General features: G+C 34.2%; 23 protein-coding genes. 13 read left to right on the top strand and 10 right to left on the bottom strand.

Going from position 1 to position 23,823, the window contains the following annotated elements:
* Nucleotides 1-143: 143 nt before the first annotated feature.
* From mnmA to NU08_RS17595, 4 genes are read left to right on the top strand one after another with little or no spacing between them, the layout of a single operon-like run.
* A complete protein-coding gene (gene mnmA / locus NU08_RS17610) occupies nt 144-1,331 on the top strand; it encodes a tRNA 2-thiouridine(34) synthase MnmA (protein WP_129748420.1) in 1,188 nt (395 codons plus the stop codon).
* 44 nt (nt 1,332-1,375) lie between these two features.
* Nucleotides 1,376-2,983: a S8 family serine peptidase gene (locus NU08_RS17605; RefSeq protein WP_129748419.1), complete on the top strand. Its 1,608-nt coding sequence runs from the start codon at nt 1,376-1,378 to the stop codon at nt 2,981-2,983.
* Nucleotides 2,984-2,988: 5 nt separating this feature from the next.
* A complete protein-coding gene (locus NU08_RS17600; protein WP_129748418.1) occupies nt 2,989-3,933 on the top strand; it encodes an NAD(P)H-dependent flavin oxidoreductase in 945 nt (314 codons plus the stop codon).
* A 20-nt stretch (nt 3,934-3,953) separates the two neighbouring features.
* Nucleotides 3,954-4,364, top strand: a complete 411-nt coding sequence (locus NU08_RS17595; RefSeq protein WP_129748417.1) for a hypothetical protein — start codon at nt 3,954-3,956, stop codon at nt 4,362-4,364.
* A 130-nt stretch (nt 4,365-4,494) separates the two neighbouring features.
* Here the strand turns inward: NU08_RS17595 and NU08_RS17590 are convergent, their stop codons facing one another.
* Nucleotides 4,495-4,935 (bottom strand): DUF4268 domain-containing protein, encoded by a 441-nt coding sequence (locus NU08_RS17590; protein WP_129748416.1) that lies wholly within the window; start codon nt 4,933-4,935, stop codon nt 4,495-4,497.
* 92 nt (nt 4,936-5,027) lie between these two features.
* On the opposite strand from NU08_RS17590, the gene NU08_RS17585 reads away from it, so the two are divergent.
* Both NU08_RS17585 and NU08_RS17580 read left to right on the top strand, forming a co-directional pair.
* Complete coding sequence (locus NU08_RS17585) at nt 5,028-5,672, top strand: NUDIX hydrolase (protein ID WP_129748415.1); 645 nt, start codon at nt 5,028-5,030, stop codon at nt 5,670-5,672.
* Nucleotides 5,673-5,804: 132 nt separating this feature from the next.
* Nucleotides 5,805-6,614 carry a lysophospholipid acyltransferase family protein gene (locus tag NU08_RS17580; protein ID WP_008462498.1) on the top strand — a complete coding sequence of 270 codons (810 nt, stop codon included), beginning with the start codon at nt 5,805-5,807 and terminating at the stop codon, nt 6,612-6,614.
* A gap of 253 nt (nt 6,615-6,867) precedes the next feature.
* Here NU08_RS17580 and NU08_RS17575 read toward each other — a convergent pair whose 3' ends face one another.
* The 3 genes from NU08_RS17575 to NU08_RS17565 form a co-directional block, all read right to left on the bottom strand.
* Nucleotides 6,868-7,500 carry a hypothetical protein gene (locus NU08_RS17575; protein WP_129748414.1) on the bottom strand — a complete coding sequence of 211 codons (633 nt, stop codon included), beginning with the start codon at nt 7,498-7,500 and terminating at the stop codon, nt 6,868-6,870.
* Between the two features lie 8 nt (nt 7,501-7,508).
* A complete protein-coding gene (locus NU08_RS17570; protein WP_008462500.1) occupies nt 7,509-8,003 on the bottom strand; it encodes an RNA polymerase sigma factor in 495 nt (164 codons plus the stop codon).
* Between the two features lie 153 nt (nt 8,004-8,156).
* Nucleotides 8,157-9,218, bottom strand: coding sequence for a DUF3810 domain-containing protein (locus NU08_RS17565; protein WP_129748413.1), 1,062 nt, complete (start codon nt 9,216-9,218; stop codon nt 8,157-8,159).
* A 206-nt stretch (nt 9,219-9,424) separates the two neighbouring features.
* Between NU08_RS17565 and NU08_RS17560 the strand changes: the two genes are divergently transcribed.
* Nucleotides 9,425-10,885, top strand: a complete 1,461-nt coding sequence (locus tag NU08_RS17560) for an aminoacyl-histidine dipeptidase (protein ID WP_129748412.1) — start codon at nt 9,425-9,427, stop codon at nt 10,883-10,885.
* A gap of 115 nt (nt 10,886-11,000) precedes the next feature.
* Here NU08_RS17560 and NU08_RS17555 read toward each other — a convergent pair whose 3' ends face one another.
* The 4 genes from NU08_RS17555 to NU08_RS17540 all read right to left on the bottom strand — a co-directional run bounded on the left by NU08_RS17555 (nt 11,001) and on the right by NU08_RS17540 (nt 15,087).
* A complete protein-coding gene (locus NU08_RS17555; protein ID WP_129748411.1) occupies nt 11,001-11,777 on the bottom strand; it encodes a carboxypeptidase-like regulatory domain-containing protein in 777 nt (258 codons plus the stop codon).
* Between the two features lie 241 nt (nt 11,778-12,018).
* Nucleotides 12,019-13,935, bottom strand: coding sequence for a DEAD/DEAH box helicase (locus NU08_RS17550; RefSeq protein WP_129748410.1), 1,917 nt, complete (start codon nt 13,933-13,935; stop codon nt 12,019-12,021).
* Between the two features lie 203 nt (nt 13,936-14,138).
* Nucleotides 14,139-14,717: a non-canonical purine NTP diphosphatase gene (locus NU08_RS17545; RefSeq protein WP_129748409.1), complete on the bottom strand. Its 579-nt coding sequence runs from the start codon at nt 14,715-14,717 to the stop codon at nt 14,139-14,141.
* Nucleotides 14,683-15,087, bottom strand: coding sequence for a DUF2809 domain-containing protein (locus NU08_RS17540; RefSeq protein WP_129748408.1), 405 nt, complete (start codon nt 15,085-15,087; stop codon nt 14,683-14,685). Before NU08_RS17540 ends, NU08_RS17545 begins: the two co-directional genes overlap by 35 nt.
* A 294-nt stretch (nt 15,088-15,381) precedes the next feature.
* Between NU08_RS17540 and NU08_RS17535 the strand changes: the two genes are divergently transcribed.
* The 3 genes from NU08_RS17535 (at nt 15,382) to NU08_RS17525 (ending at nt 17,667) form a co-directional block, all read left to right on the top strand.
* Nucleotides 15,382-16,560: a glycoside hydrolase family 88 protein gene (locus NU08_RS17535; protein WP_129748407.1), complete on the top strand. Its 1,179-nt coding sequence runs from the start codon at nt 15,382-15,384 to the stop codon at nt 16,558-16,560.
* Between the two features lie 7 nt (nt 16,561-16,567).
* Nucleotides 16,568-16,975 (top strand): hypothetical protein, encoded by a 408-nt coding sequence (locus NU08_RS17530; protein WP_129748406.1) that lies wholly within the window; start codon nt 16,568-16,570, stop codon nt 16,973-16,975.
* 260 nt (nt 16,976-17,235) lie between these two features.
* Nucleotides 17,236-17,667, top strand: a complete 432-nt coding sequence (locus NU08_RS17525; RefSeq protein WP_129748405.1) for a hypothetical protein — start codon at nt 17,236-17,238, stop codon at nt 17,665-17,667.
* Between the two features lie 266 nt (nt 17,668-17,933).
* On the opposite strand, the gene NU08_RS17520 is transcribed toward NU08_RS17525, so the two are convergent.
* Both NU08_RS17520 and NU08_RS17515 read right to left on the bottom strand, forming a co-directional pair.
* Nucleotides 17,934-19,448 (bottom strand): FMN-binding glutamate synthase family protein, encoded by a 1,515-nt coding sequence (locus tag NU08_RS17520; RefSeq protein WP_129748404.1) that lies wholly within the window; start codon nt 19,446-19,448, stop codon nt 17,934-17,936.
* A 36-nt stretch (nt 19,449-19,484) separates the two neighbouring features.
* A complete protein-coding gene (locus NU08_RS17515; protein WP_129748403.1) occupies nt 19,485-20,264 on the bottom strand; it encodes an NYN domain-containing protein in 780 nt (259 codons plus the stop codon).
* A 200-nt stretch (nt 20,265-20,464) separates the two neighbouring features.
* Here NU08_RS17515 and NU08_RS17510 point away from each other — a divergent pair, with 200 nt between their 5' ends.
* The 3 genes from NU08_RS17510 to NU08_RS17500 all read left to right on the top strand — a co-directional run bounded on the left by NU08_RS17510 (nt 20,465) and on the right by NU08_RS17500 (nt 23,801).
* On the top strand, nt 20,465-20,914 hold the full coding sequence (locus NU08_RS17510; protein WP_129748402.1) for an RrF2 family transcriptional regulator: 450 nt from the start codon (nt 20,465-20,467) through the stop codon (nt 20,912-20,914).
* Nucleotides 20,915-20,937: 23 nt separating this feature from the next.
* Complete coding sequence (azu, locus tag NU08_RS17505) at nt 20,938-21,465, top strand: azurin (RefSeq protein ID WP_129748401.1); 528 nt, start codon at nt 20,938-20,940, stop codon at nt 21,463-21,465.
* Nucleotides 21,466-21,563: 98 nt separating this feature from the next.
* Complete coding sequence (locus NU08_RS17500) at nt 21,564-23,801, top strand: nitric-oxide reductase large subunit (RefSeq protein WP_129748400.1); 2,238 nt, start codon at nt 21,564-21,566, stop codon at nt 23,799-23,801.
* Nucleotides 23,802-23,823: the final 22 nt, after the last annotated feature.

Genomic DNA, 23,823 nt, shown 5'->3' with positions numbered 1-23,823 from the left:
TTGATTTTTATTCTATTTTGTCCAACGGATAAAAATAGAATAAGTTTTATCTACCGCGAGATTGCTTAAACTAATGAGAACCATGCTGAAATTTTCTATTATTTGGCGTATCTTTGCAACCTTAAAAAATTAAACATTTCAAAATGAAACGAGTAGTTGTTGGACTTTCAGGTGGAGTAGATTCTAGTGTTGCAGCATATTTATTGCAACAGCAGGGATACGAAGTTATTGGCCTTTTTATGAAGAATTGGCACGATGATTCGGTTACTATTTCGAACGAATGTCCTTGGCTGGAAGACAGTAACGATGCTTTACTTGTTGCTGAAAAGCTCGGAATCCCGTTTCAAACAGTTGATTTGAGTGAAGAATACAAAGAGAAAATCGTTGACTATATGTTCAACGAATACGAAAAAGGGAGAACTCCAAATCCTGACGTGCTTTGTAACCGCGAAATCAAATTTGATGTGTTTATGAAAATCGCTTTAAGTCTTGGTGCAGATTATGTGGCAACTGGGCATTATTGTCAAAAAACTGAAATCGAAGTGGACGGAAAAACGGTGTATCAATTGATTGCCGGAAATGACGTTAACAAAGATCAATCGTACTTTTTATGTCAATTGTCGCAAGAAAAATTATCAAAAGCTTTATTTCCTATTGGAGCTTTAACAAAACCAGAAGTACGCGAAATTGCTGCTGAAATGGAATTGGTTACAGCTGAAAAGAAAGATTCTCAAGGTTTATGTTTTATTGGAAAAGTTCGTCTTCCAGAGTTTTTACAGCAAAAACTACAGCCTAAAGAAGGTAAAATTGTTCAGGTTGATAAAAATGATCCGATTTACAATATTGAGAAATCAGCTGACCTTTCTTTGGAGAAAAGATTAAAGTTAGAATCTCAAAAGCTAGACTATGTTCCAACAATGGGAAAAGTAGTTGGAAAACACCAAGGAGCTCATTACTTTACAGTTGGGCAAAGAAAAGGTCTAAATGTTGGAGGAACAACAGAGCCTTTATTTGTAATTGCAACCGATGTAGAAACCAACACCATTTATACAGGTATGTCTAGCGAGCATCCAGGTTTATTCAAAAAAGCACTTTTTGTTGGAAAATCTGAAGTGCACTGGATTAGAGAAGATATGACGCTAAAAGCAGGAGAAAAAATGGAAGTGATGGCAAGAATCCGTTACCGTCAGCCTTTGCAAAAAGCGGTTTTGTACCAATTTGAAGACGGAATGTATGTGGAGTTTGAAGAGCCGCAGTCTGCTATTACAGAAGGACAATTTGTTGCTTGGTATTTAGAAAATGAATTAGTTGGTTCGGGAGTAATTTCTTAGCTTTATACTTTATTTGGGAGTAAATCCCTTAATGGTATAAATTGATGAGATATAACTTTACTTTTCTTTTATTACTTCTTTCGTTTACCGTATTTTCACAAGAAGATGCGTGGGTTTATTTTAATGGTAAGCCTAATGCACAAACTTTTTATGACAATCCGCTAACCGAACTTTCTCAAAGAGCTTTGGATCGAAGAACGAAACAAAATATCGCTTTGGCTATTACTGATGCTCCTCTGGAAACTTCTTATGTAAATCAAATTACTTCAAGTACAGGAATTACGGTAAAAGCACAATCAAAATGGCTGAATGCACTTCATATTCAAGGAACTCAGGCTAATATTAATGCTTTAAAATCGTTAGCTTTTGTTTCTAGAATTGAATTTGCCGACAAAACTTTGAATACTACAGGAAAAAGAGTTTCAGAGACTTCGATAAGCCAAACCCATAAACAGTTAAAAGAAGCAATTGATTATTCGTATGGAAATTCTGCGAATCAAATTCAGATGCTAAACGGGCAAGTTCTACATCAGCAGAATTATACTGGAGAAGGCAAAATCATAGCGGTTATGGATGGTGGTTTTCCTGGAGTAAACACTGCACAGCCATTTGAAAATCTTAGAATTAATAATAAAATTCTAGGCGGTTATGATTATACCACCAGAAATAGCAATTTTTATACGGGCGATTCTCATGGAACTTCGGTGCTTTCAACAATGGGAGGTTTTAAAGCAAATTCGTTAGTTGGAACTGCTCCAAATGCATCTTATTACCTTTTTATTACAGAAATTCAAGCTCAAGAGATTCCGTTAGAAGAATCGCTGTGGGTTGAGGCTGCAGAAAAAGCAGATGCTTTAGGTGTTGATATCATTACGACTTCATTGGGATATTTTTTGGATAGAGATGAAATCAGGTACAATCATACTTATAGCGAGATGAACGGGATTACGACTTTTATTTCTCGTGGTGCCGAAATTGCTTTTAGTAAAGGAATATTGGTTTTGGCTTCTGCTGGAAATGAAGGAACTCAAGTTGAAAAACATGTTGGCGCTCCTGCAGATGCAGTTTCAGTGTTAGCAATTGGTTCTGTTAATGCTTCTAAAGTAAGAGCTAGTTCCAGTTCGATTGGACCAAGTTATGATGGCAGAATAAAACCTGATGTTATGGCGCAAGGAGCAGCAGCGGTAGTTTCTGATGCAAATGGAAATATCGTTACGGCAAACGGAACGTCATTTTCTTGCCCAATTATGGCGGGAATGGCAGCTTCTTTATGGCAGGCATTTCCAAACAAAACCAATAAAGAAATCAGACAAATGATTATCCAATCTGCTGATCGATATGCCAATCCAGATAATAATTACGGATATGGAATTCCAAATTTTGGAGCAGCATTAAGTGTTGATGATTTTGTAGCGGAAGCTTCGTTTGCGGTATATCCAAATCCCGCTAAAAATGAAGTTTCGTTTTCTTTTCTAAATGAAAATAATACTGCATCAGTAACTATTTATTCGATATTGGGACAAAAATTAATAGAAGAAAAAATCAATAATTCAAATCCAGTTCTTTCCTTACAATCACTTCAAAGTGGATTGTACATTTATAGTTTTGATGCTGATAATCTGCATAAAACAGGGAAAATAATCAAGCAATAATTTTAATGAATAAAATCACCCAACTTTTCAATATAAAATACCCAATCATTCAAGGAGGAATGATCTGGAATAGCGGTTATAAATTGGCTTCGGCTGTAAGCAATGCAGGAGGTTTAGGGCTTATTGGCGCAGGTTCGATGTATCCAGAAGTTTTAAGAGAACACATTCAGAAATGTAAAAAAGCGACCGATAAGCCTTTTGGGGTCAATATTCCGATGTTATATCCAAATATTGAAGAGATTATGAATATTGTGGTCGAAGAAGGCGTTAAAATTGTCTTCACCTCTGCTGGAAATCCGAAAACGTGGACTTCTTTTTTGAAAGAAAGAGGTGTTACCGTTGTTCACGTGGTTAGCAGCAGCGTTTTTGCTTTGAAAGCTCAAGATGCCGGCGTAGATGCCGTAGTTGCTGAAGGTTTTGAGGCAGGCGGTCATAATGGACGTGAAGAAACGACTACTTTGACATTGATTCCGATGGTAAAAGAAAAAATCAAGATTCCGCTGATTGCTGCTGGCGGAATTGCCACAGGAAGAGGAATGCTGGCTGCAATGGTTTTAGGAGCAGATGGAGTTCAAGTTGGAAGCCGTTTTGCAGCATCTATAGAATCGTCTTCGCACAATAATTTCAAGGAAACAATAGTTAATACTTTGGAAGGTGGCACTCAATTGACTTTGAAAGAATTAGCGCCTGTTCGATTGATAAAGAATAAGTTTTATCAAGATGTTCAGGATTTGTACCAAAAATGCCCTTCTAAAGAAGAATTGGTTCAGCTTTTAGGAAGAGCCAGGGCCAAAAAAGGAATGTTTGAAGGAGATTTGGACGAGGGAGAATTAGAAATAGGACAAGTTGCAGGTCTGATTCATGAAATTTTGCCAGTTGAAGAAATTATTCGACAAATGATAGCCGAATTTGAAGTCGCATCCAAAGAAAAGAGTACATTTGAATTTTAATTACCTGCAAGAAATATTTTATGAATTCCCTACGCCCCTACATATTGCTATTGTTTTTGATTTTTGGATTGCAACAAGTTCAAAGTCAATCTTATCATTTTAAAACTTCGGGATTTAGTGTTTTAGAAAAAAATGAAAGAGGAAAGTGGGGAGAATGGTCGAATTTAGATTTGGTAAATCTTTCGGTGGTTTTAGATACCAATAAGCATAGAATTGTAGTGTATTCGCAAGAAATCCAACTTTATAATATTTTAGATTATATCGAAAGAGAAGAAAATGATACCGACATTGTATATTCTTTTGTGTGTAAGGACAATGACGGAAAAGAATGTAAGCTATCAATCATAACTAGAAAAAGGCAGGATTACAGAAAACAGCTTTACATCAATTACGACGATCATATTATTGTGTATAATATTATTACGGTGTAAAAGTTTCTAAGTTTCTAAGATTCTAAGTTTTTTGGATTTAACAAAATAATAAACCCGACAGTTTTTAAACCTGTCGGGTTTGCTATATGAAAAAAAAACTCAGTGTCTTAGTATCTTAGAAACTTAGAATCTATAAAGACTCCACATCCTTAATAAACTCATCATATTCTAAATAGAACATTTCTAGAGCGTGCATGTTTTCGTTAAAAAAATCGAAAATAGCATCCCAAGTATTCTTATTGCTGAAACCAACCCCTGTTTTTTCGACCCAAATTCTGCTTATGGTTTTGCCACTTTCAAGAGTATAATTTTTTTCAAAAACCAAATCTTTGATGAATTCTTCTTCTAGAATGTTTTTTAAAGCTTCTAGTTTTTCAAAATAAGCAATGCGTTTTTCATCGCTTCGCTGTTCGATGTCAATTAAAACCTGAGCCTTTTTATTGTCAACATAAAACTTAAAAGAGAAATCTTTAATTTTCGTATCATAAAGCACCCATTTACGAGGATATTTTTCGGCAAATGCTACCCAAAATTCTCTTTTTATTCTTTGCGATTCTTCTTTGCTGTACATTTTTTTAGGCTTTAATAATAGAAAACTTGTGACACTGCGTTTTCTGAAGTATATTTATGTTTTATTTGAAAATACAAAAATAAGCTTTGATTATGAATTTTCAAGATTTTTTGAAATATGTTCCCAATATAATTCCAATAGAGCTGCCAGCAGTAACTTCACACTTAAAAATGGCTCCAAAAGAGCGTATAGAGGGATTAAAAAATCTTGATATTGATGCACTAAACGCTAGAATGGCGGGGGTAATGATGCTGTTTTATCCCAAACAGGAAAAAACACATCTGGTTTTGATTGTTAGAAATGCTTATGACGGAGTTCATTCAGCTCAGATTGCATTTCCAGGCGGGAAGTATGAAAAGGAAGATTTAAATTTTGAAACTACAGCTCTTAGAGAAACCCATGAAGAGGTTGGAATTACGAGTGATAAAATAGACATTGTTAAACATTTCTCACCAATGTATATTCCGCCAAGCAACTTTTTGGTGCATCCGTTTTTAGGAATTGCCAAAGAAGAACTTTCTTTTTATCCCGATATAAGAGAAGTTGCCGGAATTATCGAACTGCCTTTATCTGTTTTTTTAAATGATGATATTATTATCGAAGCCAGATTATCAACTTCTTACGGAGCAAATATTTTAGTTCCTGCTTTTAATATCCAGAATCATGTTGTTTGGGGAGCCACGGCAATGATTTTGAGCGAATTGAGGGATGTCTTAAAAGAAGCGATGGGAAAATAAATTTGATAAAGTTTATTTAACGATTTGATATTCATTTAAATACTTCTTAATTCGAGAAATTGTTTTATACTGTTGCTAAAAGAATAATTTTTGTATGTTTGCGACCTAACAAAAAAATAAGATAGATTAGTTATGGGATTGTTTAAACGAAATCCTTTTGGGCATATATTATTCATCAAGAAATGGTTGATCCGAGTTCTAGGTGCCATGACTCATAAGAGATATAGAGGTTTTAATGAATTGCAGATTGAAGGATCTGAAATTATTAAGACACTTCCAGATACTAATGTTTTGTTTATTTCCAACCACCAAACTTACTTTGCAGACGTTGTAGCGATGTTTCATGTCTTTAATGCCAGTTTGTCTGGACGTCAAGACACGATTAAGAACATTGGTTATTTGTGGCAACCAAAAATGAATATCTATTATGTGGCAGCCAAAGAAACGATGCAAGCTGGATTATTGCCGAGAATTCTAGCTTATGTTGGTGCGATTACAGTAGAACGAACTTGGCGTTCTAAAGGAGTTGACGTGACCGAAAAAAGAGAAGTGAATCCGAATGATACTGAAAACATCAGAATTGCGCTTGAAGATGGTTGGGTTATTACTTTCCCGCAAGGAACGACAAAATCATTTAAACCAGTTCGTAAAGGAACCGCTCATATCATTAAACAGCATAAACCAATCGTTATTCCAATTGTAATTGATGGTTTCCGTAGATCATTCGATAAGAAAGGACTTCGAATGAAGAAAAAAGGAATTCTACAATCTTTCATTATCAAAGAACCTCTTGATATTGATTATGAAAATGATACTATCGAACAAATCGTAGAAAAAGTAGAATACGCAATCGAACAACATCCATCATTTTTAAAAGTTATTCCAGCCGAAGAAATTAAAGCGCAAGAAGAACTGAACAAAATGAGACAATGGGATTACTAGAAATTTTAGATTTTAGATTGCTGATTTTAGATCTTATAGATTTTCTTTTGATTTAGCTTGCTTTGTCTGGCTGAGCGAAGTCGAAGCCGCTTCAACTTTGTATCCTTTTCCTAAGTTTCGGAACTTTTAATGTGAAAAAAAAAATGTTTCAAGTTTCAGTTTAAAGTTAGAGAAACTTTGTCCCTTTGTAACTCTGTTACTTTGTAACTTTAAAAAAAACTTAGAAACTTAGCATCTCAGAACCTTAGCAACTTTAAAAGTCAATCTTCTTCAACTCTTTATAATTTGCGTACAATCGTCTTAAAAGTGTTCCGTAAATAATTCTGTAGAAACACCAGAACAATCCGAAGAAGCCTAAAATTACTAGGAATAATATTCCGATTGTAACAAACATCGCTTTTCCGTTCATGGCTAATTTTTCTCTAAGAAATTCCATGTCTGGATTGTAGACAAAAGCAATGAAGAAACTCAAAATAGCAGTAATTACAATCATTCCCAGATTATACCAAACATAATATTGAACTGTTTTACGAGTTCTTAAAATAGCGCTCATCAAAGATTTTGTGGCTATTGTAGTCGAAATTGTTTTGTAATTTTTATAGAAGATATAAACAAAAATTAAAACAACCACATAATTGAAATAGGTTAGAAATTCTAAAGTAGTTACAATTTCAGGGTGATTCATTTTATGCAATACGTCGTCTGTATTGATGAATAAATTTGAAAATGTCCAAAACGAAATTTCCAAAATACTGATAATCAAAATCCATTTTACAATGGAAGATGACTTTCTGTGAATCATCTTATAGATTTCGTTTTCAGAAATTTGTTGAAAAGAATCAGAGTTCTTTTGCCAATCTTTTTTTAATAAATCCAGTTCTTTCATAATAATTTTTAAGGATTTAGTATTTTTTTAAGTTTCCCTTTAATTCTGTTCATTTTCACGCGCGCATTCACTTCGCTGATTCCTAAGGTTTCAGCTATTTCTTGATAATCTTTGTCTTCTAAATACATAAAAACTAATGCCTTTTCAATGTCATTCAATTGATAAACTGCTTTGTACATCAGTTTAATCTGTTCCTCTTCCTCATAATTGTAGTCAACATCTTTTACAAAATGCTGATGGTTTTCATAATCTACGGTCGAAATAGTTCTTTTGGTTTTGCGGTATAAGGTAATTGCTGTGTTTAAGGCAACACGATATGTCCAAGTCGAAAATTTACTGTCGCCTCTAAATTTTGGATAAGCTTTCCAAAGCTGAATGGTAATCTCTTGAAACAGGTCTTTATGAGCGTCTTCTCCAGCAGTATATAATCTACAAATCTTGTGGATTATATTCTGATTTGCCTGCAGCTGCGCAACAAATGACTGTTCTAGATTTTCGCTCATAATGTATTAGTAGTTATGAAATCATTTTTGTTACAGTTGATGTTTCATTTTTTGCCACGAATTTCACAAGTTTCCCGAATTACTTTTCAAACAGAATAGATTAAAGTTGAGTTTTTTAAAATTTGTGTTAATTTGTGTAATTCGTGGCAAACTTTATAGTTCTCTTGTTTTATAATAATTAATCGTTAAATCGATGAACTTGCTATAGCTTTTCATTCCGTCTTTCTGATTGTTTGTTTTTAAAAAATTATCCCAGAGAAAATGAAAACCTTCGTCTATAAATGTGTCATATTTTTTCCAGAAATCCTGATCTTCTTGATAGTTTTTTAAAATTCCAGTATTAACTTGTTTTTTTAATACTTCAAAAACTTTCTCATTTTTAAACTTCCAGATTCCGAGACAATAGCGTAATGCAAAACTATACCCTGCATACTGATAATATAAATTGCCATTTTTTACAGAAGCCAAAAGACCAATAAAATTGCATTCGCTTTCACTTGCAAAACCAATCTGATGTGCCATTTCGTGAGCTGTAGTTAGTGGAAAAGTGTACATTGGCAATAAGTCGTTAATTTGCGCTTCGTTTGTAAATGGGTTTAAATAACCGCCAAACCCCATGTAAGTTAAAGGAACGCTGAATAATGATTTTTTTACGCTTAATGTTTTGTATTCAAAATAAGGGTGTTCTTTTGCTAAATTGTCGTAACCGTCTAAAATCATATTAAATGACTCTTTCTGTGAATACGGAAATACAATTTTAGAGCTTTTATTTTTCGTGATTTGAAATTGGACCTCATTTGTCTTTGCAATTAATCTTTTAGTAAAAGCCAAAAGATCAGCGTCTGTATATTCTCTCTTGATTTCCATTTTCTCAAAAAGAGGTTTTCTGTAATAATTGAAAGCCCAAAGAAGGTGAAAGAAAAAGTAAAAAACAGAAATCTTACCCAACATTGTTAAAAGGTGATCTTTCCAATCTGTTCTCCAAGTTTTTCTGATTTTCCAAAACCAGCTAATTATAGAAATTAATAAAAGAGCATAAATAATGTCTCCAACAGAAAATGGAACTTTGCCTAAAAGCGTTCTGGAAAAATGAGAAATTCTAACGAATAAATTTTTGCTGTAAAAGCCTTCAACAAAATCTGGAAAGTAAACAAGGATTTTATAAAAAATAATTTGAACTAAAAGAAATAAAGGTAAAACGTATTTTGATCTCACAGCGTAATTTTTAGATACGTAAATATAAATACAATATTGAATGATTGAAAAAAGTTCATCATGAATTCTACGAATTTTCGGTAATTATTGATTTGTCTAATTTTAAAGACGTTTTAATTTGTGCTAATTCGTGCAATTCGTGACAAAAAAAGCAATTAAACTTTGTAACTTTGAAGCTCTTAATTGTTAAACATCAAACAAAATATATGAGTCAAGAAGTAAGAAATCTGGAACCAAAAGCACTTTGGAATAAATTCGCAGATTTAAACGCAGTTCCTCGTCCATCGAAGAAAGAAGAGCGTGTCATTGAGTTTATGAAAAACTTTGGAAAAAGCTTAGGTTTAGAAACTTTCGAAGATGAAATTAGAAACGTAATCATCAGAAAACCAGCAACTCCAGGAATGGAAAACCGCAAGCCAATTGTAATGCAAGGGCATTTGGATATGGTGCACCAAAAAAATGCAGATACAGTTTTTGATTTCGATACACAAGGAATCGATATGTATGTTGACGGTGACTGGGTTCGCGCACGCGGTACAACACTTGGAGCTGATAATGGGTTAGGAGTGGCGACTATCATGGCTATTCTAGAAAGCAAAGATATTCCGCATCCTGCAATTGAAGCTTTGTTTACTGTTGACGAAGAAACAGGAATGACTGGCGCGTTAAACTTAAAAGGTGGGATTCTTCAAGGGAAGATTTTATTGAACTTAGATACAGAAGAAGATGATGAAATTGATATCGGATGTGCTGGTGGAATTGACGTAACAGCAACGAGAACCTACCACGAAGAAGAAGTTCCAGAAGGTTCTGTTGGGTATACCATTACAGTAAAAGGTTTGAATGGTGGACATTCAGGAATGGATATTCATAAAGGTTTAGGAAATGCAAATAAAATCATGAATCGTCTATTATTTGACGCATTTGAAAACTTTGGTTTGCAGATTGCTGAAATTAACGGAGGAAGTCTTAGAAATGCAATTCCAAGAGAAAGTGTTGCGAAAGTAATTATTTCTCAAATGTTTGATGAAGCTTACGTTTACGATATGCAGGAAATTATTTCTGATATTAAAGCTGAATATAAAACAACCGAACCAAACTTATCTATTGAAATCGTAAAAGGTGATTTGCCTGAAAAAGTGATGGATTTAGGAGTTCAAGAAGGAATTATCAGAGCGATTTATGCGGCTCAGAATGGAGTTTATAAAATGAGTGCTGATATGGCTGACTTAGTTGAAACTTCAAATAATATTGCTCGTGTTGTTATTAAAGATGGAGAAATCTTAGTAGGTTGTTTAACACGTTCTTCTGTTGAATCTTCAAAATTTGATTTGGCAAATTCGTTACGTTCTGCGTTCGAATTGGTGGGATGCGAGGTAGAACTTACTGGTTCTTATCCAGGTTGGACTCCAAATGTAAACTCTGAAATCTTAGAAGTTTTAAAAGAGATTTACGAAAAACAAAATGGTGAACAGCCAAAAGTAGTAGCTTGTCACGCAGGTTTAGAATGCGGAATTTTAGGAACAAATTATCCTGATATGGATATGATTTCTTTTGGACCGACAATTCACGGAGCACACTCTCCAGATGAAAGAGCAAGTATTTCTTCTGCACAGAAATATTGGAAATTTGTATTGGAAATCCTTTCTAATATTCCCGTTAAATAATAGTTTTCGGTCGCAGTCTCAGTATTCAGTTTGGTAAGAACTGGAAACTGAGACTGAAAACTTAGACAAAAAAAATCCCCAATTGAAAAATTGGGGATTTTTTTATAGTAAAATATTAATTTCTTTTCAAAACTTTATACTGTTCGTAACAAGCGCTAATTGCATCCATAATCTGAAGATCATTTGCGGTTTGTATGAAAGAATCAGAATAGTTGCAGCGGTGCATGATTTCAGGGATTTCATCCTTGCTCACTCCTAATAGTACAGCGACCGTTTCACGATCATATTTGGACTCCAAGAGCGTTCGTACGGTATCGTCTTTTTTCATCTCTTTAAGTTTCTTGAGCTCTTTACCATTTTTTCCGAAGAAATTATAGAGCATATCGGCGGGATTAAAAATCGATCCTAGAACTTTTCCAAAAGCATTTGGAGCATATTCTCCAGCTTCATAACCTTGCGTAAGTCCAGAAATGCTATAACGATAGTTTTCTTTTGTTGGAATTAATTTTGAATCGATTTCAAGATATCCTGTCAAAGAAAATGGAGCAATAACCACCTCTTCTAGAGCAATTGCTTTTTCTGTCAGCTGAATTCTAGTTACTTTATTCTTGATCCAGTCGTTTGTAACTCTGATTCTCAATGATTGAAATCCTAGAATAGAAAAGTGAAGCGTATCATTGACTTGCACGTCAATTTCAAAATACCCTTTTTCGTCAGATTTTGCACCACGTACTTTATTGGTGTTAATGATGTTTACGCCAGCAAGCGGTTGTTTGCTGTCGTCATTAATAACATAACCTGAAACTCTTTGTGGAACTGTTGGCTGCTGCGTATCTTGTGCAAAACCAATGTTAGCGAGAAGTGTAAAAAAGAAAATTGCGAAATATTTCATATCCTGATTTAAAGCTCTAAAAGTAGTAAATAGGGATTAAATATCTCGCAGTCTTAGAATTTAATTATAAGAAAATTAACAAAGGCTGCAGTATTGCCTTTTTAATGTTAAATAAAAAAAGGCAGAGGAGGTTATATTGGATTACAAAAGTCATATAGTGAGTTAAATTCTGGGAATAAAAAAATCCCAAATTCCATGTATGTTTGGAATTCGGGATTTTGTATTTTAAGAAATTGAAAAATTAATCTCTTCTTGATCTTCTTGGTCTTGAGCTATCTCCAAAGTTTTCAGAACGTCTTGGAGCTCTTTCTGAACCACCCTCACTTCTTGGAGCAGAGCTTCTGAAACCGCCTTCTCTTCTTGAAGATGAGTTTCTGTCGCCTCTGAAGCCTCCATCACGAGATCCGCCTTCGCGTGAACCTCCGTCTCTAGAAGAACTTCTGTCACTTCTAAAACCGCCTTCACGTCTTGGAGCGAAGTTTCCTTCTCTTCTTCCAGAATCACGTCTTCCGCCACGGTTGTTATGATCGCGTCTTCCTCCACCATCATTTTTAGAAATCTCAACATTGATACGACGACCTTCTAATTGAACGTTGTTTAAAACATCCATTACTTTGTCTGTATGCTGTGGATCAGTGTTAAAGAAAGAGAAACCTTCTTTTACATCTACTTTAAAGATATCATCACGACCTAAGTCTAATGTTTCTTTCAAGTAATCTTTTAATGACATCCAATCGAAATTGTCTCTAGAACCAATATTTACGAAATAACGAACTGCTCCATTATTACTGAATTCTCTTGGTTCAGAATCACCTCTTTCGCGTCTTTCACCACCAGAAACAGAGATATCTCTATTCTTTTTGTAGTAAGTGATGAAACGGTTGAATTCTACTGAAACCATTTTCTTGATCAACTCTTCTTTAGATAAATCTTCAAGAACATTGTTGATTGCTGGCAAATAGTTGTCAATTTCGTGATCAACCTCAGTATCTTTAATTTTGTTTGCTAAGTGCAGCAATTGAATTTCGCAGATTTCAATTCCAGATGGAATAGTTTTTTCAACAAACTTTTGTTTGATGATTCTTTCGATAGAAGAAATTTTACGTAACTCGCTTTTTGTAACAATTACAATAGAAGTACCTAATTTTCCAGCTCTACCTGTACGTCCAGAACGGTGGTTGTAAGTTTCAATCTCGTCAGGCAATTGGTAGTTTACAACGTGAGTTACATTGTCAACATCAATACCACGTGCAGCAACGTCAGTAGCTACAAGCATCTGAATTTGTCTTCCACGGAACGATTTCATTACACCATCACGTTGCGCTTGAGATAAATCTCCGTGTAACGCAGCGGCGCTATAACCATCTTCAATTAACTTCTCTGCAATAGCTTGCGTGTCTCTTTTTGTACGACAGAAAACTACAGAGAAAATGTCTGGATTAGCATCAGCTAAACGTTTTAATGCTTCGTAACGATCACGAGCATTAACTAAATAAAATTCGTGAGAAACTGTAGATGAACCTGAGTTTTTAGTTCCTACAGTAATTTCTAATGGATCGCTCATGAATTGTTTTGCAATTCTAGCAACCTCTTGCGGCATAGTTGCAGAGAACAACCATGTGCTTTTTTCGTCTGGAGTATCTGATAAAATAGATACGATATCATCATAGAATCCCATGTTTAACATTTCGTCAGCCTCATCCAAAACACAGTAATCTATGTTTTTAATGTTTACTAAACCTCTGTTAATCATGTCTTGCATTCTTCCTGGAGTCGCCACAATGATTTGTGCACCTCTCTTTATTTCTCTTGCTTGTTCTGTTATACTAGCTCCTCCGTAAACTGCTACCACATTAATACCTTTTTCGTATTTTGAGTAGTTTTTAAGTTCGTTAGTAATCTGTAAACATAACTCGCGTGTTGGCGATAAAACTAATGCTTGTGTATTTCTGTTGTCGGCATCAATTTTTTGAATTAGCGGAAAACCGAAAGCTGCCGTTTTCCCTGTCCCTGTTTGAGCCAACGCAACCATATCCGTGTCTTTTTCCAATAATAGGGGAATCGCCTTTTCCTGTACCTCTGACGGATTTTCAAATCCTAGATCTAAAATCGCCTTCAGTAACGATTCATTCAATCCTAATTGTTCAAATTTATTCATATGTGTTTTAAAATAGGGTGCAAAATTACTGTTAATTATTCAGATAAACTAATGCAGTTTTAAGAATTATGTATTTGTTAAGAATTGATTATCAAAAAGTTACAATTTGATTAAAATAATTTTTTGCAAGAAATGCAGAAAATCGCCAAAAAACACGTCGTGAAATGTAAAATTTAGCCTCTAAAATGTTGTATTTTAAACAATTATTTTGTGGTGCTCAGAAAATCAATGAGTTGCTTAACGGCTTTTCCGCGGTGACCTATAGTGTTTTTAGTTGCTAAAGGCAGTTCGGCAAAGGTTTCATTAAAATTTTCTGGTTTAAAAATAGGATCGTAGCCAAAACCATTTGTTCCTGTTTTTGTTTGTGTAATTTCTCCTTTTGCAATTCCGGTAAACAAAAATTGTTTTCCTTTTAAGTTTAAAGTAATAACGGTCTTGAACTGGGCGCTGCGATTTTCCTTATTTTTTAAAGCCTCCAAAAGCTTGTTCATGTTATCATCTGCATTTTTTTGCTCGCCCGCATAACGTGCAGAATAAACTCCAGGTTCGCCATTTAAAGCATTTACTTCTAGACCTGTATCATCTGCAAAACAATCGTAACCATATTTTTGAGTTACATAATCGGCTTTTAAAATGGCATTTCCTTCTATGGTGTCAGCTGTTTCAGGAATGTCTTCAAAACAATTAATATCTTCTAAACTTAATATTTTAATGCTTTCTGGAAGCATACTTTGAATTTCTGCAATTTTATTTTTGTTGTTTGATGCGAAAACGAGATTCATTGTTATAGTATTTTAAAAATGATTTTTCAATAATAAAGGTAAGTGAAATTCCAAACGTATAAGCAAGAATATCCGACCATAAAAATCCTTGACCTAAAACATATCTGCCAAAAAGGGTTTTTCTAAGATCTATAATCCATCTGCTTTGATAAAGTTGTAAAGACTCAATACAATAACAAATAAAAAGAGAAAGTAGTATTACAAACCAAAACTTTTTTGACGGAAAGAAAATTCTAACTAAAAAGTAAATCATTACAGCGTAAAGAAAATCGCCAATCCATAAAGGAATAAAAGGAATTTTTCTTGAAAGTATTCCGAAAACAATTATGCTTAGGAAGATTAGGAAATAGTTAATTCTTGTTTTGTTCAAGTTGAGAATGGGTTTTTGGTTAAAGCAAATTTAGGCTAAATTTTTAAAAGAAATTAAGCCTCGTTTGTCATTCCGAGGAACGAGGAATCGCACTCGCAGATCGACAAAGATTGGCGAATTACTTTGCGGAATTTCTCGTGTGATTCCTCGTTCCTCGGAATGACAAACTAAATCTTATGTCTTAAAATAGTGTATCAATAATCCATTTTTAGGTAACAAAAAATACAAAACCTGAATAACGTTACTTTATTTTATACATTTATGAGTTAATTAATTATCTATCAAAATAACCACATGAAGGCAAAATTTTTTACCCTGATTGCAGCTTTATTTCTATTAGGAAATCAAGGCTATTCTCAAAAAGACAATTCGTTTAATATTAAAAAGCAATTGGATTATTGCGCAGAACAAGCTTCTAAAACTTTAAAAGTGATTCCGAATGACGGAACTTCTCCCAGAACAGTTCCAAATGGAAGCAATGAATGGAAATTTGTTGGCTATAAAGATTGGACAAGCGGGTTCTGGCCTGGAGAATTGTGGTTTTTGTATGAAGCGACTAAAGATAAAAAATGGGAAAAAGAAGCTGATAAATTCAGTCGCTTTTTAACGCCACTTTCTACCAGCAAAGCAGGCGATCATGATTTAGGTTTTCAGGTTTTTAATAGTTTCGGAAACGGATACAGGTTGACTAAAAATCCGGAATACAAACAGATTATTTTAAGAACTGCAGATACATTGGCGACACTTTTTAATCCGAAAGTGGGAACAATCCAATCTTGGCCTCACAACAAAATGGGAGGACATAATACCATTATTGATAATATGATGAATTTGGAGCTTTTGTTTTGGGCTTCAAAAAATGGCGGAAATAAGAAACTTTATGATATTGCTGTAAAACATGCCGAAACCACGATGGCAAATCATTTTAGACCAGATAATACTTCGTATCACGTTATTATTTACGATTACGAAACAGGAAAAAAGATAAAAGGAAGAACCGCTCAAGGATATAGCGATGATAGTATGTGGGCGCGCGGTCAGGCTTGGGCTATTTATGGTTTCACAATGACGTATAGAGAAACAAAAGATGTTAAGTTTTTAGATTTCGCCCATAAATTAGCGCGTGTTTATTTGGATAAATTAACCACAGAAGATCTAGTTCCGTATTGGGATTTTAATGCGCCAAATATTCCTAATGAACCTCGAGATGCTTCGGCGGCTGCTATTGTTTCTTCTGCACTTTTAGAATTAAGTTCGTACACAAAAGACAAGAATTTGAAAGCGGAATATTTGGCAAAAGCTAAAAAGATGATTGTTTCACTTTCTGACAACTATCAGAGTCACGATGTAAATTCAGCATTTTTATTGCATTCAACAGGTCATAAACCTGCAAATAGTGAGATAGATTGTTCTATAAATTACGCAGATTATTACTATCTTGAGGCATTATTAAGACTTCAAAAATTAAAATAAAAAAATTATGCTAAAGAAAATAAACCAGATTGCCTTTGCAATAATGATGGTATTGATGCTTGTAAGCTGTAAAAATACCAAGCAGAAACTTCAAGAGTATGTTGTTACCTATAATAAAACTATTGCCCCGAGTTTTAGAGCCGATAATGTAACGCTTACCACAGCAAGAGGTTATATTAACGATGATAAAATAGAATTGCGATTTGAGACTGATTTAGAGCAAAATGAAGCTAATAAATCGGCATCTGTTATTTCTTTTCCAAAATTGATAAAAGTAATGATCGATAAGGACGAAATTCCGAGACAATTGATTGAGGAAGGAGTGAAGTTTGACGTTTATTTTCTAGCAGACGACAACACGGTTTTAGACAAAGAAACCTTAACAGGTGAATCACTTAAAGATTTTCTGAAATAATATTTTTGCACAAAACATATCATTTTGATTCTTACATATTAAAAGTCTCTTTAAAATTTATTTAAAGAGACTTTTTTGTGTTTAAGGCTAAAAGTTAAGTTTAAAAGAAATATTTTTATTCTTACAAATTGCATGGGTTTAAGGAGTCTAATCAGTTTGTTTACAAAGAATTGGAGGTTTGTTTTTTGTAATCGAGAGTTGGTTTTGTGTTATAAATTAATTATGTTTGAGTTAAAAAATAACTATTAAACCAAAAATTTATGAAAAAAATTACCCAAATCGCATTTGTGTTTGCATTTGCATTATTTTTAGTAAGCTGTAAAAATACCAAGCAGAAAATTCAAGAACATGTAAGTAATTATAATAATTCATCTTCTATAAAAGGAAGTGGAATTACGAGTACATCAGCAAAAGCTTTTCTTAATGACAATAAAATCGAAATCAGAATTGAAACTAATTTAGAAGAAAACGATGCGAATAAACTAGCCTACAAAGAATCTTTTCCAGACTTATTAAAAGAGATGATCAAGAACGATCAGATTTCTCCTTCTCTTATTGCTGAAGGTGTAAAGTTTGATGTGTATTTCTTGGCTTATAATAATGCTATTTTGGCACAGGAATTGGTGGATCAAGAAGAATTAGCGGTTTTAGAAGGAACTGCAAATGCAGGTAAAGAAACTGCAAAATTATAAACATAAACAAATTCTTAATATTCCGTTAGGAATATCTCATTGGTAGAAAAAAAATGGTATTGTTTTGCATAGTGTCCTGTAGGGACACCTGTTTTTTATGTTGAATATATGTATTGTTAATCAAACGTTCCTACGGAACGTACGCATAACAACAATTCAAATTTAATTCTACCAATGAGACATTCCTACGGAATGAATTTCGGTTGTTTGATTGCCTTATTTCAAATAAACAAAAAGCCTCTTCAATTTTGAAGAGGCTTTTCTATTTATGAGAACTGAGTAACGTTTTTCAAGTTGTCTGGAAAATAAAGTTCCGATAAGTTCGTAAATTCATCACCACGCATAAAGATATTGATGTCAACATCTGCAAATGAGGTTTTTCCAGCCGCAGCCAAAAGTTCGTTTGCAGCATGAAGCGTATTTTTATGAAAATGGTAAACTCTTTCAGATTTATCGGTAACAACCAAACCTTTCATCAGCATTTTATTCTGAGTTGCAACTCCAGTTGGGCATTCGTTATTATGACAACGTAAAGCTTGAATGCATCCAAGAGAAAACATAAATCCACGGGCGCTGTTACACATATCCGCACCCAATGCAATTGCATGTAAAATAGAATAACCAGAAATAATTTTTCCGCTTCCAATGATTCGCATTTTATCACGAATACCTAAACGCACCAAAGTTTTATTGACAAAAATTAATGCCGGTTCAAAAGGCATTCCAACTCCATCTGCAAATTCAAGCGGAGCAGCGCCAGTTCCTCCTTCAGCACCATCAACGGTAATGAAATCTGGATAGATATCTTCATTAATCATTTCCTGACAGATGGCTTCAAATTCAGCAGTATTTCCAATACACAATTTAAATCCGATTGGTTTTCCGTTAGATAAATCACGTAATTGTTTAATAAAATGGACTAATCCCTTAGCATCAGAAAAAGCATGATGTCCAGGAGGAGAAAGAATCATTGTATGTGGTACAACGCCTCTAATTTTAGCAATCTGCTCTGTATTTTTTTTCGCAGGAAGAACACCACCATGACCTGGTTTTGCTCCTTGAGAAAGCTTGATTTCAATCATTTTCACATTTGGAAGATTGGCTTTTTCTTTGAAATTTTCTGGGCTGAAATTCCCTTCTGCATCACGGCACCCAAAATATCCAGTTCCAATTTGCCAAGTTATATCGCCGCCACCTTCAAGATGAAATTCAGTTAATCCACCTTCTCCTGTGTTTTGGTAGAAATTCCCTTTTTTTGCTCCAATATTAATAGCGCGAACTGCGTGTTCGCTCAATGAACCAAAACTCATTGCAGAAACATTAAATAAAGAAGCAGAATAAGGCTGTTTGCAATCTTTTCCGCCAACCAATACACGAGGCAATTCTTCGTTTACTTTTGCTGGAAAAATAGAATGTTTTATTCCTTCATAATTTTCTGTATTTAAATTTAATTGCGTTCCGAATGGAGTGCTCGAGTCGATATTTTTGGCTCTTTGGTATACCAATGAACGTTGGTTTCTAGAAAAAGGCTTTCCATCTGTAGATCTTTCGATAAAATACTGCTGAATCTCAGGTGCAATCATTTCAAATAAATATCTGAAATATCCTAAAACAGGAAAGTTTCTTAAAATAGCATGTTTTTCTTGAGATGCATTGTAAACTCCCACAATTAGTAAAAAAGGGATAATAAAAACGAGTAGATAGCCTCGACCGGTGTAATAATAAATTGCGAGAACAATTAGAAACAATAAGAATCCGTAAATAAAGAATTTTTTTCTCATGTTTTTAAAAAATTAAATAGGTAATAAATGCGGTAATTAGTTGAATCTTAAACGTACATAAACGTGTTTGATTCCTTTTTTGTCCGACTCTCTTTCGTCAATTTCCAAAATATCGGTAAGTGATTTTAGCATTGGAGTCAGTTTTGAATAACCATAATTTCGAGGGTCAAATTCAGGTTTTTTCTTCACGATTAGATTTCCAACATCCCCAAGAAATGCCCAGCCATCATCATCTTCAATATCTTCAATCGTAGATTCGATAAGTTCAATGGTTTGTTTATCAATTTTATGAAGTGCTTTTTCAGCAGGTTTTTCAACCGGTTTTTTGGTATCTGCGGCTACAGCTTTTGGCTTTTTCTTTTGCGTTGCGCCATCCAAAACTTCAATATAAATAAATCGGTCGCAGGCTACAATGAAGGAGTTTGGTGTTTTCTTTTCTCCGATTCCAATTACTTTCATTCCTGATTCACGAAGTCTTACGGCAAGTCTTGTAAAATCACTATCGCTGGAAACAATACAGAAGCCGTCTAATTTGCCCGAATAAAGCAAATCCATTGCATCAATAATAAGAGCAGAATCTGAGGAATTTTTTCCAACCGTATAACTGTATTGCTGAATAGGAGTAATGGCATGCTCTAATAAAACAGCTTTCCAGCCATTTGCATTTGGCTTTGTCCAATCGGCATAAATCCTTTTCGTCGTTGGTGTTCCTAATTTTGCAATTTCTTCCATCATGCCTTTTACATTGCTATATGGCACATTGTCTGCATCAATAAGAACTGCCAGTTTTAAATCTTTTGAATTGCTTAAAGGCATTTGTTAAATATTTAAAATTTAATACTCTCAAAGTTAAAATTAAAATTGGTTTTTATAAGAATTGAGTGATGAATATGTGTAATCATTGGCACTAATTAGTTTCATTATAAATAATATTTGGTCTTTGTAAAAATAATTAAAGATAAATTTGTCTTTTATTTAAAACCTTTCTATCTTTGTCTAGAATTAATTAAGGATGTATGTTTTCAAAAGCGTGTGAATACGGAATTAGAGCTTCAATATTTATTGCAACAAAATCTTCTAAAGGAATAAGAGTTGGAATAAAAGATGTTGCGAAAGAAATAGATTCTCCCGAGCCATTTACGGCCAAGATCATGCAGATTTTAACTAAAAGCGGAATCATACATTCTGCAAAAGGAGTTGGAGGTGGTTTTGAAGTTTCTAATGAAGCGGTAAAAAACATAAAGTTAATTCAGATTGTAGATGCCATCGACGGAAATAAAATTTATAGCGGATGTGGAATCGGATTAAAAGAATGTTCAGAAGAGCATCCGTGTCCAGTTCATCATGAGTTTAAAAAAATACGCGGACTTCTTTTAGAAATGCTAACCAAAACGACTTTAGAGCAATTGGCTACAGATGTAAAATCAGGCGATTTTTTCTTAAAAACATTAAACATAAACGAATAATATTTTAATAAATTATCTTAAAAATGAACACAAAAACCAAAATTTCGATACTAATCCTTATGGGATTTTTAGCAGTTACTTCTTGCGGAAAAAAAGAAACAGTTCCTGCCGATCAAACAGAAACAACTGAGCCATCTACAGAAGGAGAAGCTGCTCCAGTAACGCCAGCTGCTGAGGAAAATGTATTAGTTATTGAAGGAAATGATCAAATGCAATTTAATGTAAATGAATTAAAAGCTGTTGCTGGAAAACCAATCAAATTGACTTTGAAACACGTTGGAAAAATTCCGAAAGAAGCAATGGGACACAATTTAGTGATTTTACAACAAGGAACAGATCAAGCGGCTTTTGCTTTAAAAGCTAATGATGCCAAAGCAACAGATTATATTCCAGAATCTGAAAAAGCTTCAATTATTGCCCACACTAAATTAATTGGTGGTGGAGAAGAAGATACAATCGAGTTTACAATAGATAAAAAAGGATCTTATCCGTTTATTTGTTCTTTCCCTGGCCACGTGGCTATGATGAAAGGTGTATTAATTGTTGAGTAAATAGCTAAGACTCCAAATGCTTAAAAGAGGTTTGGAGTTTTTTTTAAAACCAATAAAAGATAAAATTGTCTTTTATTTATAAAATTTCCCCCAAAGAAATGAAAAGAGAAAAAAAATTATGGATAGTATTTGCATTGGTAATGAGTATTTCATTTGCCGTGCTTGGTTATTATGGATATGAAATTTATCAGCAGGCACCGCCAGTTCCGAAAGAGATTATTTCAGATTCTGGAAAAGTTGTTTTTAGCGAAAGCGAAATTAGAGACGGACAAAATATCTGGCAAAGTATAGGAGGTCAGGAAGTGGGATCTATCTGGGGACACGGAGCCTATGTGGCCCCAGATTGGACCGCAGATTGGCTACACAGAGAAGCCATTTTTATATTGAATATTTATGCTCAAAAGGATTTTAATAAAAAGTATGAGGAATTAGATGCCGAAAAACAATCGGCTCTAAAAGTTCGTTTGCAGAAAGATTTAAGAACAAATCGCTACGATGCTGAAACAGGTGTGCTTACTATTTCAGAAAACCGTTTAGCAGCGATTGAAAATCTAAGTGAATATTATAAAGGTCTTTTTACGAATGATCCAAAATTCGATAAACTGAGAGAAGAATATGCAATTCCGAAAAATTCTATTACAGATGTAGAGAGAATGCATAAAATGAATGCCTTTTTCTTCTGGGCAACATGGGCAACAGTTACCAATCGTCCTGATAATACCATTTCATACACACACAACTGGCCGTCAGATGAATTGGTTGGAAATACTGCCACAACCGAACTTTTAGCTTGGTCTGGCGTAAGTATAATTTTATTGATTTTAAGCGTTGGAATCTTAGTTTTTTATCATGCAAAATCGAGTGAAGAAGAAGAATTTCCATTGCCAAAAGAAGATCCGCTTATTAAGCAAGGAAAAACCAAATCTATGGGATTGGTAACCAAATATTTCTGGATTGTGAGTTTGCTTATGGTTTTACAAATGGTCTTCGGAATCATCACGGCACACTACGGAGTGGAAGGAAATGGTTTGTATGGAATCCCGATTGATAAAATTCTGCCTTATGCCGTAACACGTACATGGCACACGCAGTTAGCAATTTTTTGGATTGCAACGGCTTGGCTAGCAACAGGATTGTATATCGCTCCAGCAGTTTCGGGTAAAGATCCTAAATTTCAATGTTTTGGAATTAATTTCTTGTTTATTGCTTTGCTGATTATTGTTTTAGGTTCAATGGCTGGACAATGGTTTGGTGTAATGCAGAAACTGAATTTAGTTCAAAACTTTTGGTTTGGTCATCAAGGTTACGAATATGTTGATTTAGGCCGTTTCTGGCAGATTTTCCTTTTAGTTGGACTGTTTTTATGGCTGGCTTTAATGGTTCGTCCGTTACTTCCAGTTTTAAAGAAAAAAACAGAAGAGAAAAACCTAATCATTTTGTTCTTAGTTTCTTGTACTGCAATTGCCATGTTTTACGGAGCGGGATTAATGTGGGGAAGACAAACCAATTTAGCCATCGCCGAATATTGGAGATGGTGGGTAGTGCACCTTTGGGTTGAAGGATTTTTTGAAGTATTTGCAACAGTTGTGATTGCGTTTTTATTTGTTCGCTTGGGATTATTAAAAACGAAAACAGCGACTTTAAATGTACTTTTTGCAACTATTATTTTCATGTCTGGAGGTATTTTAGGAACATTTCACCACTTGTATTTTTCAGGAACACCAACGGCAATTATGGCTTTAGGAGCAACGTTTAGTGCATTAGAAGTTGTGCCTTTAACTTTAATCGGATTTGAAGCGTATCAAAACTATAAAATCTCAAAATCGACACAATGGATCGCAGATTATAAATGGCCAATTTATTTTATGATTTCTGTAGCCTTTTGGAATTTCCTCGGAGCCGGAATCTTCGGATTCATTATTAATCCGCCAATTGCATTGTATTATGTACAAGGTTTAAATACAACGCCTTTACACGGACATACGGCTTTATTTGGAGTTTACGGAATGCTGGGGATTGGTTTGGTATTGTTTGTACTAAGAAGTTTGTACCGAAATGTAAGTTGGAACAGCAAACTGCTTAAAATTACTTTTTGGTCATTAAATATTGGATTATTCTTAATGGCAATATTAAGCCTTCTTCCAATCGGAGTTTGGCAGGCAATTGAAAGTATTAATCACGGAATGTGGTATGCTCGTTCATCAGAATTAATGCAACAGCCAACAATGATTACTTTAAAATGGCTTCGTGCCATTGGAGATTCAATCTTCGGAATCGGGTTCATAACAATGGCTTGGTTTGTATTTGAACTGACATTAAAAAACAAAAAAAGTTAAACGCAAAATTTAAAATTGATTA

The sequence above is a fragment of the Flavobacterium anhuiense genome, assembly GCF_004151235.1.
GTDB classification, from domain to species: Bacteria; Bacteroidota; Bacteroidia; order Flavobacteriales; family Flavobacteriaceae; genus Flavobacterium; species Flavobacterium anhuiense_A.
Note: the sequence above shows the minus strand (reverse complement) of the source record. Positions and strands in the feature narration are given on the sequence as shown.

What these genes read in the sequence shown, in the direction of transcription:
- NU08_RS17530 (WP_129748406.1), top strand. Translation starts at nt 16,568, where the DNA reads ATGCTAAAGAAAATAAACCAGATTGCCTTTGCAATAATGATGGTATTG.
- NU08_RS17525 (WP_129748405.1), top strand. Translation starts at nt 17,236, where the DNA reads ATGAAAAAAATTACCCAAATCGCATTTGTGTTTGCATTTGCATTATTT.
- NU08_RS17600 (WP_129748418.1), top strand. Translation starts at nt 2,989, where the DNA reads ATGAATAAAATCACCCAACTTTTCAATATAAAATACCCAATCATTCAA.
- NU08_RS17550 (WP_129748410.1), bottom strand. Translation starts at nt 13,935, where the DNA reads ATGAATAAATTTGAACAATTAGGATTGAATGAATCGTTACTGAAGGCG.
- NU08_RS17545 (WP_129748409.1), bottom strand. Translation starts at nt 14,717, where the DNA reads ATGAATCTCGTTTTCGCATCAAACAACAAAAATAAAATTGCAGAAATT.
- NU08_RS17605 (WP_129748419.1), top strand. Translation starts at nt 1,376, where the DNA reads ATGAGATATAACTTTACTTTTCTTTTATTACTTCTTTCGTTTACCGTA.
- NU08_RS17575 (WP_129748414.1), bottom strand. Translation starts at nt 7,500, where the DNA reads ATGAAAGAACTGGATTTATTAAAAAAAGATTGGCAAAAGAACTCTGAT.
- NU08_RS17580 (WP_008462498.1), top strand. Translation starts at nt 5,805, where the DNA reads ATGGGATTGTTTAAACGAAATCCTTTTGGGCATATATTATTCATCAAG.
- NU08_RS17535 (WP_129748407.1), top strand. Translation starts at nt 15,382, where the DNA reads ATGAAGGCAAAATTTTTTACCCTGATTGCAGCTTTATTTCTATTAGGA.
- NU08_RS17520 (WP_129748404.1), bottom strand. Translation starts at nt 19,448, where the DNA reads ATGAGAAAAAAATTCTTTATTTACGGATTCTTATTGTTTCTAATTGTT.
- NU08_RS17595 (WP_129748417.1), top strand. Translation starts at nt 3,954, where the DNA reads ATGAATTCCCTACGCCCCTACATATTGCTATTGTTTTTGATTTTTGGA.
- NU08_RS17585 (WP_129748415.1), top strand. Translation starts at nt 5,028, where the DNA reads ATGAATTTTCAAGATTTTTTGAAATATGTTCCCAATATAATTCCAATA.
- NU08_RS17555 (WP_129748411.1), bottom strand. Translation starts at nt 11,777, where the DNA reads ATGAAATATTTCGCAATTTTCTTTTTTACACTTCTCGCTAACATTGGT.
- azu (WP_129748401.1), top strand. Translation starts at nt 20,938, where the DNA reads ATGAACACAAAAACCAAAATTTCGATACTAATCCTTATGGGATTTTTA.
- NU08_RS17500 (WP_129748400.1), top strand. Translation starts at nt 21,564, where the DNA reads ATGAAAAGAGAAAAAAAATTATGGATAGTATTTGCATTGGTAATGAGT.
- NU08_RS17510 (WP_129748402.1), top strand. Translation starts at nt 20,465, where the DNA reads ATGTTTTCAAAAGCGTGTGAATACGGAATTAGAGCTTCAATATTTATT.
- NU08_RS17515 (WP_129748403.1), bottom strand. Translation starts at nt 20,264, where the DNA reads ATGCCTTTAAGCAATTCAAAAGATTTAAAACTGGCAGTTCTTATTGAT.
- NU08_RS17590 (WP_129748416.1), bottom strand. Translation starts at nt 4,935, where the DNA reads ATGTACAGCAAAGAAGAATCGCAAAGAATAAAAAGAGAATTTTGGGTA.
- NU08_RS17570 (WP_008462500.1), bottom strand. Translation starts at nt 8,003, where the DNA reads ATGAGCGAAAATCTAGAACAGTCATTTGTTGCGCAGCTGCAGGCAAAT.
- NU08_RS17560 (WP_129748412.1), top strand. Translation starts at nt 9,425, where the DNA reads ATGAGTCAAGAAGTAAGAAATCTGGAACCAAAAGCACTTTGGAATAAA.
- mnmA (WP_129748420.1), top strand. Translation starts at nt 144, where the DNA reads ATGAAACGAGTAGTTGTTGGACTTTCAGGTGGAGTAGATTCTAGTGTT.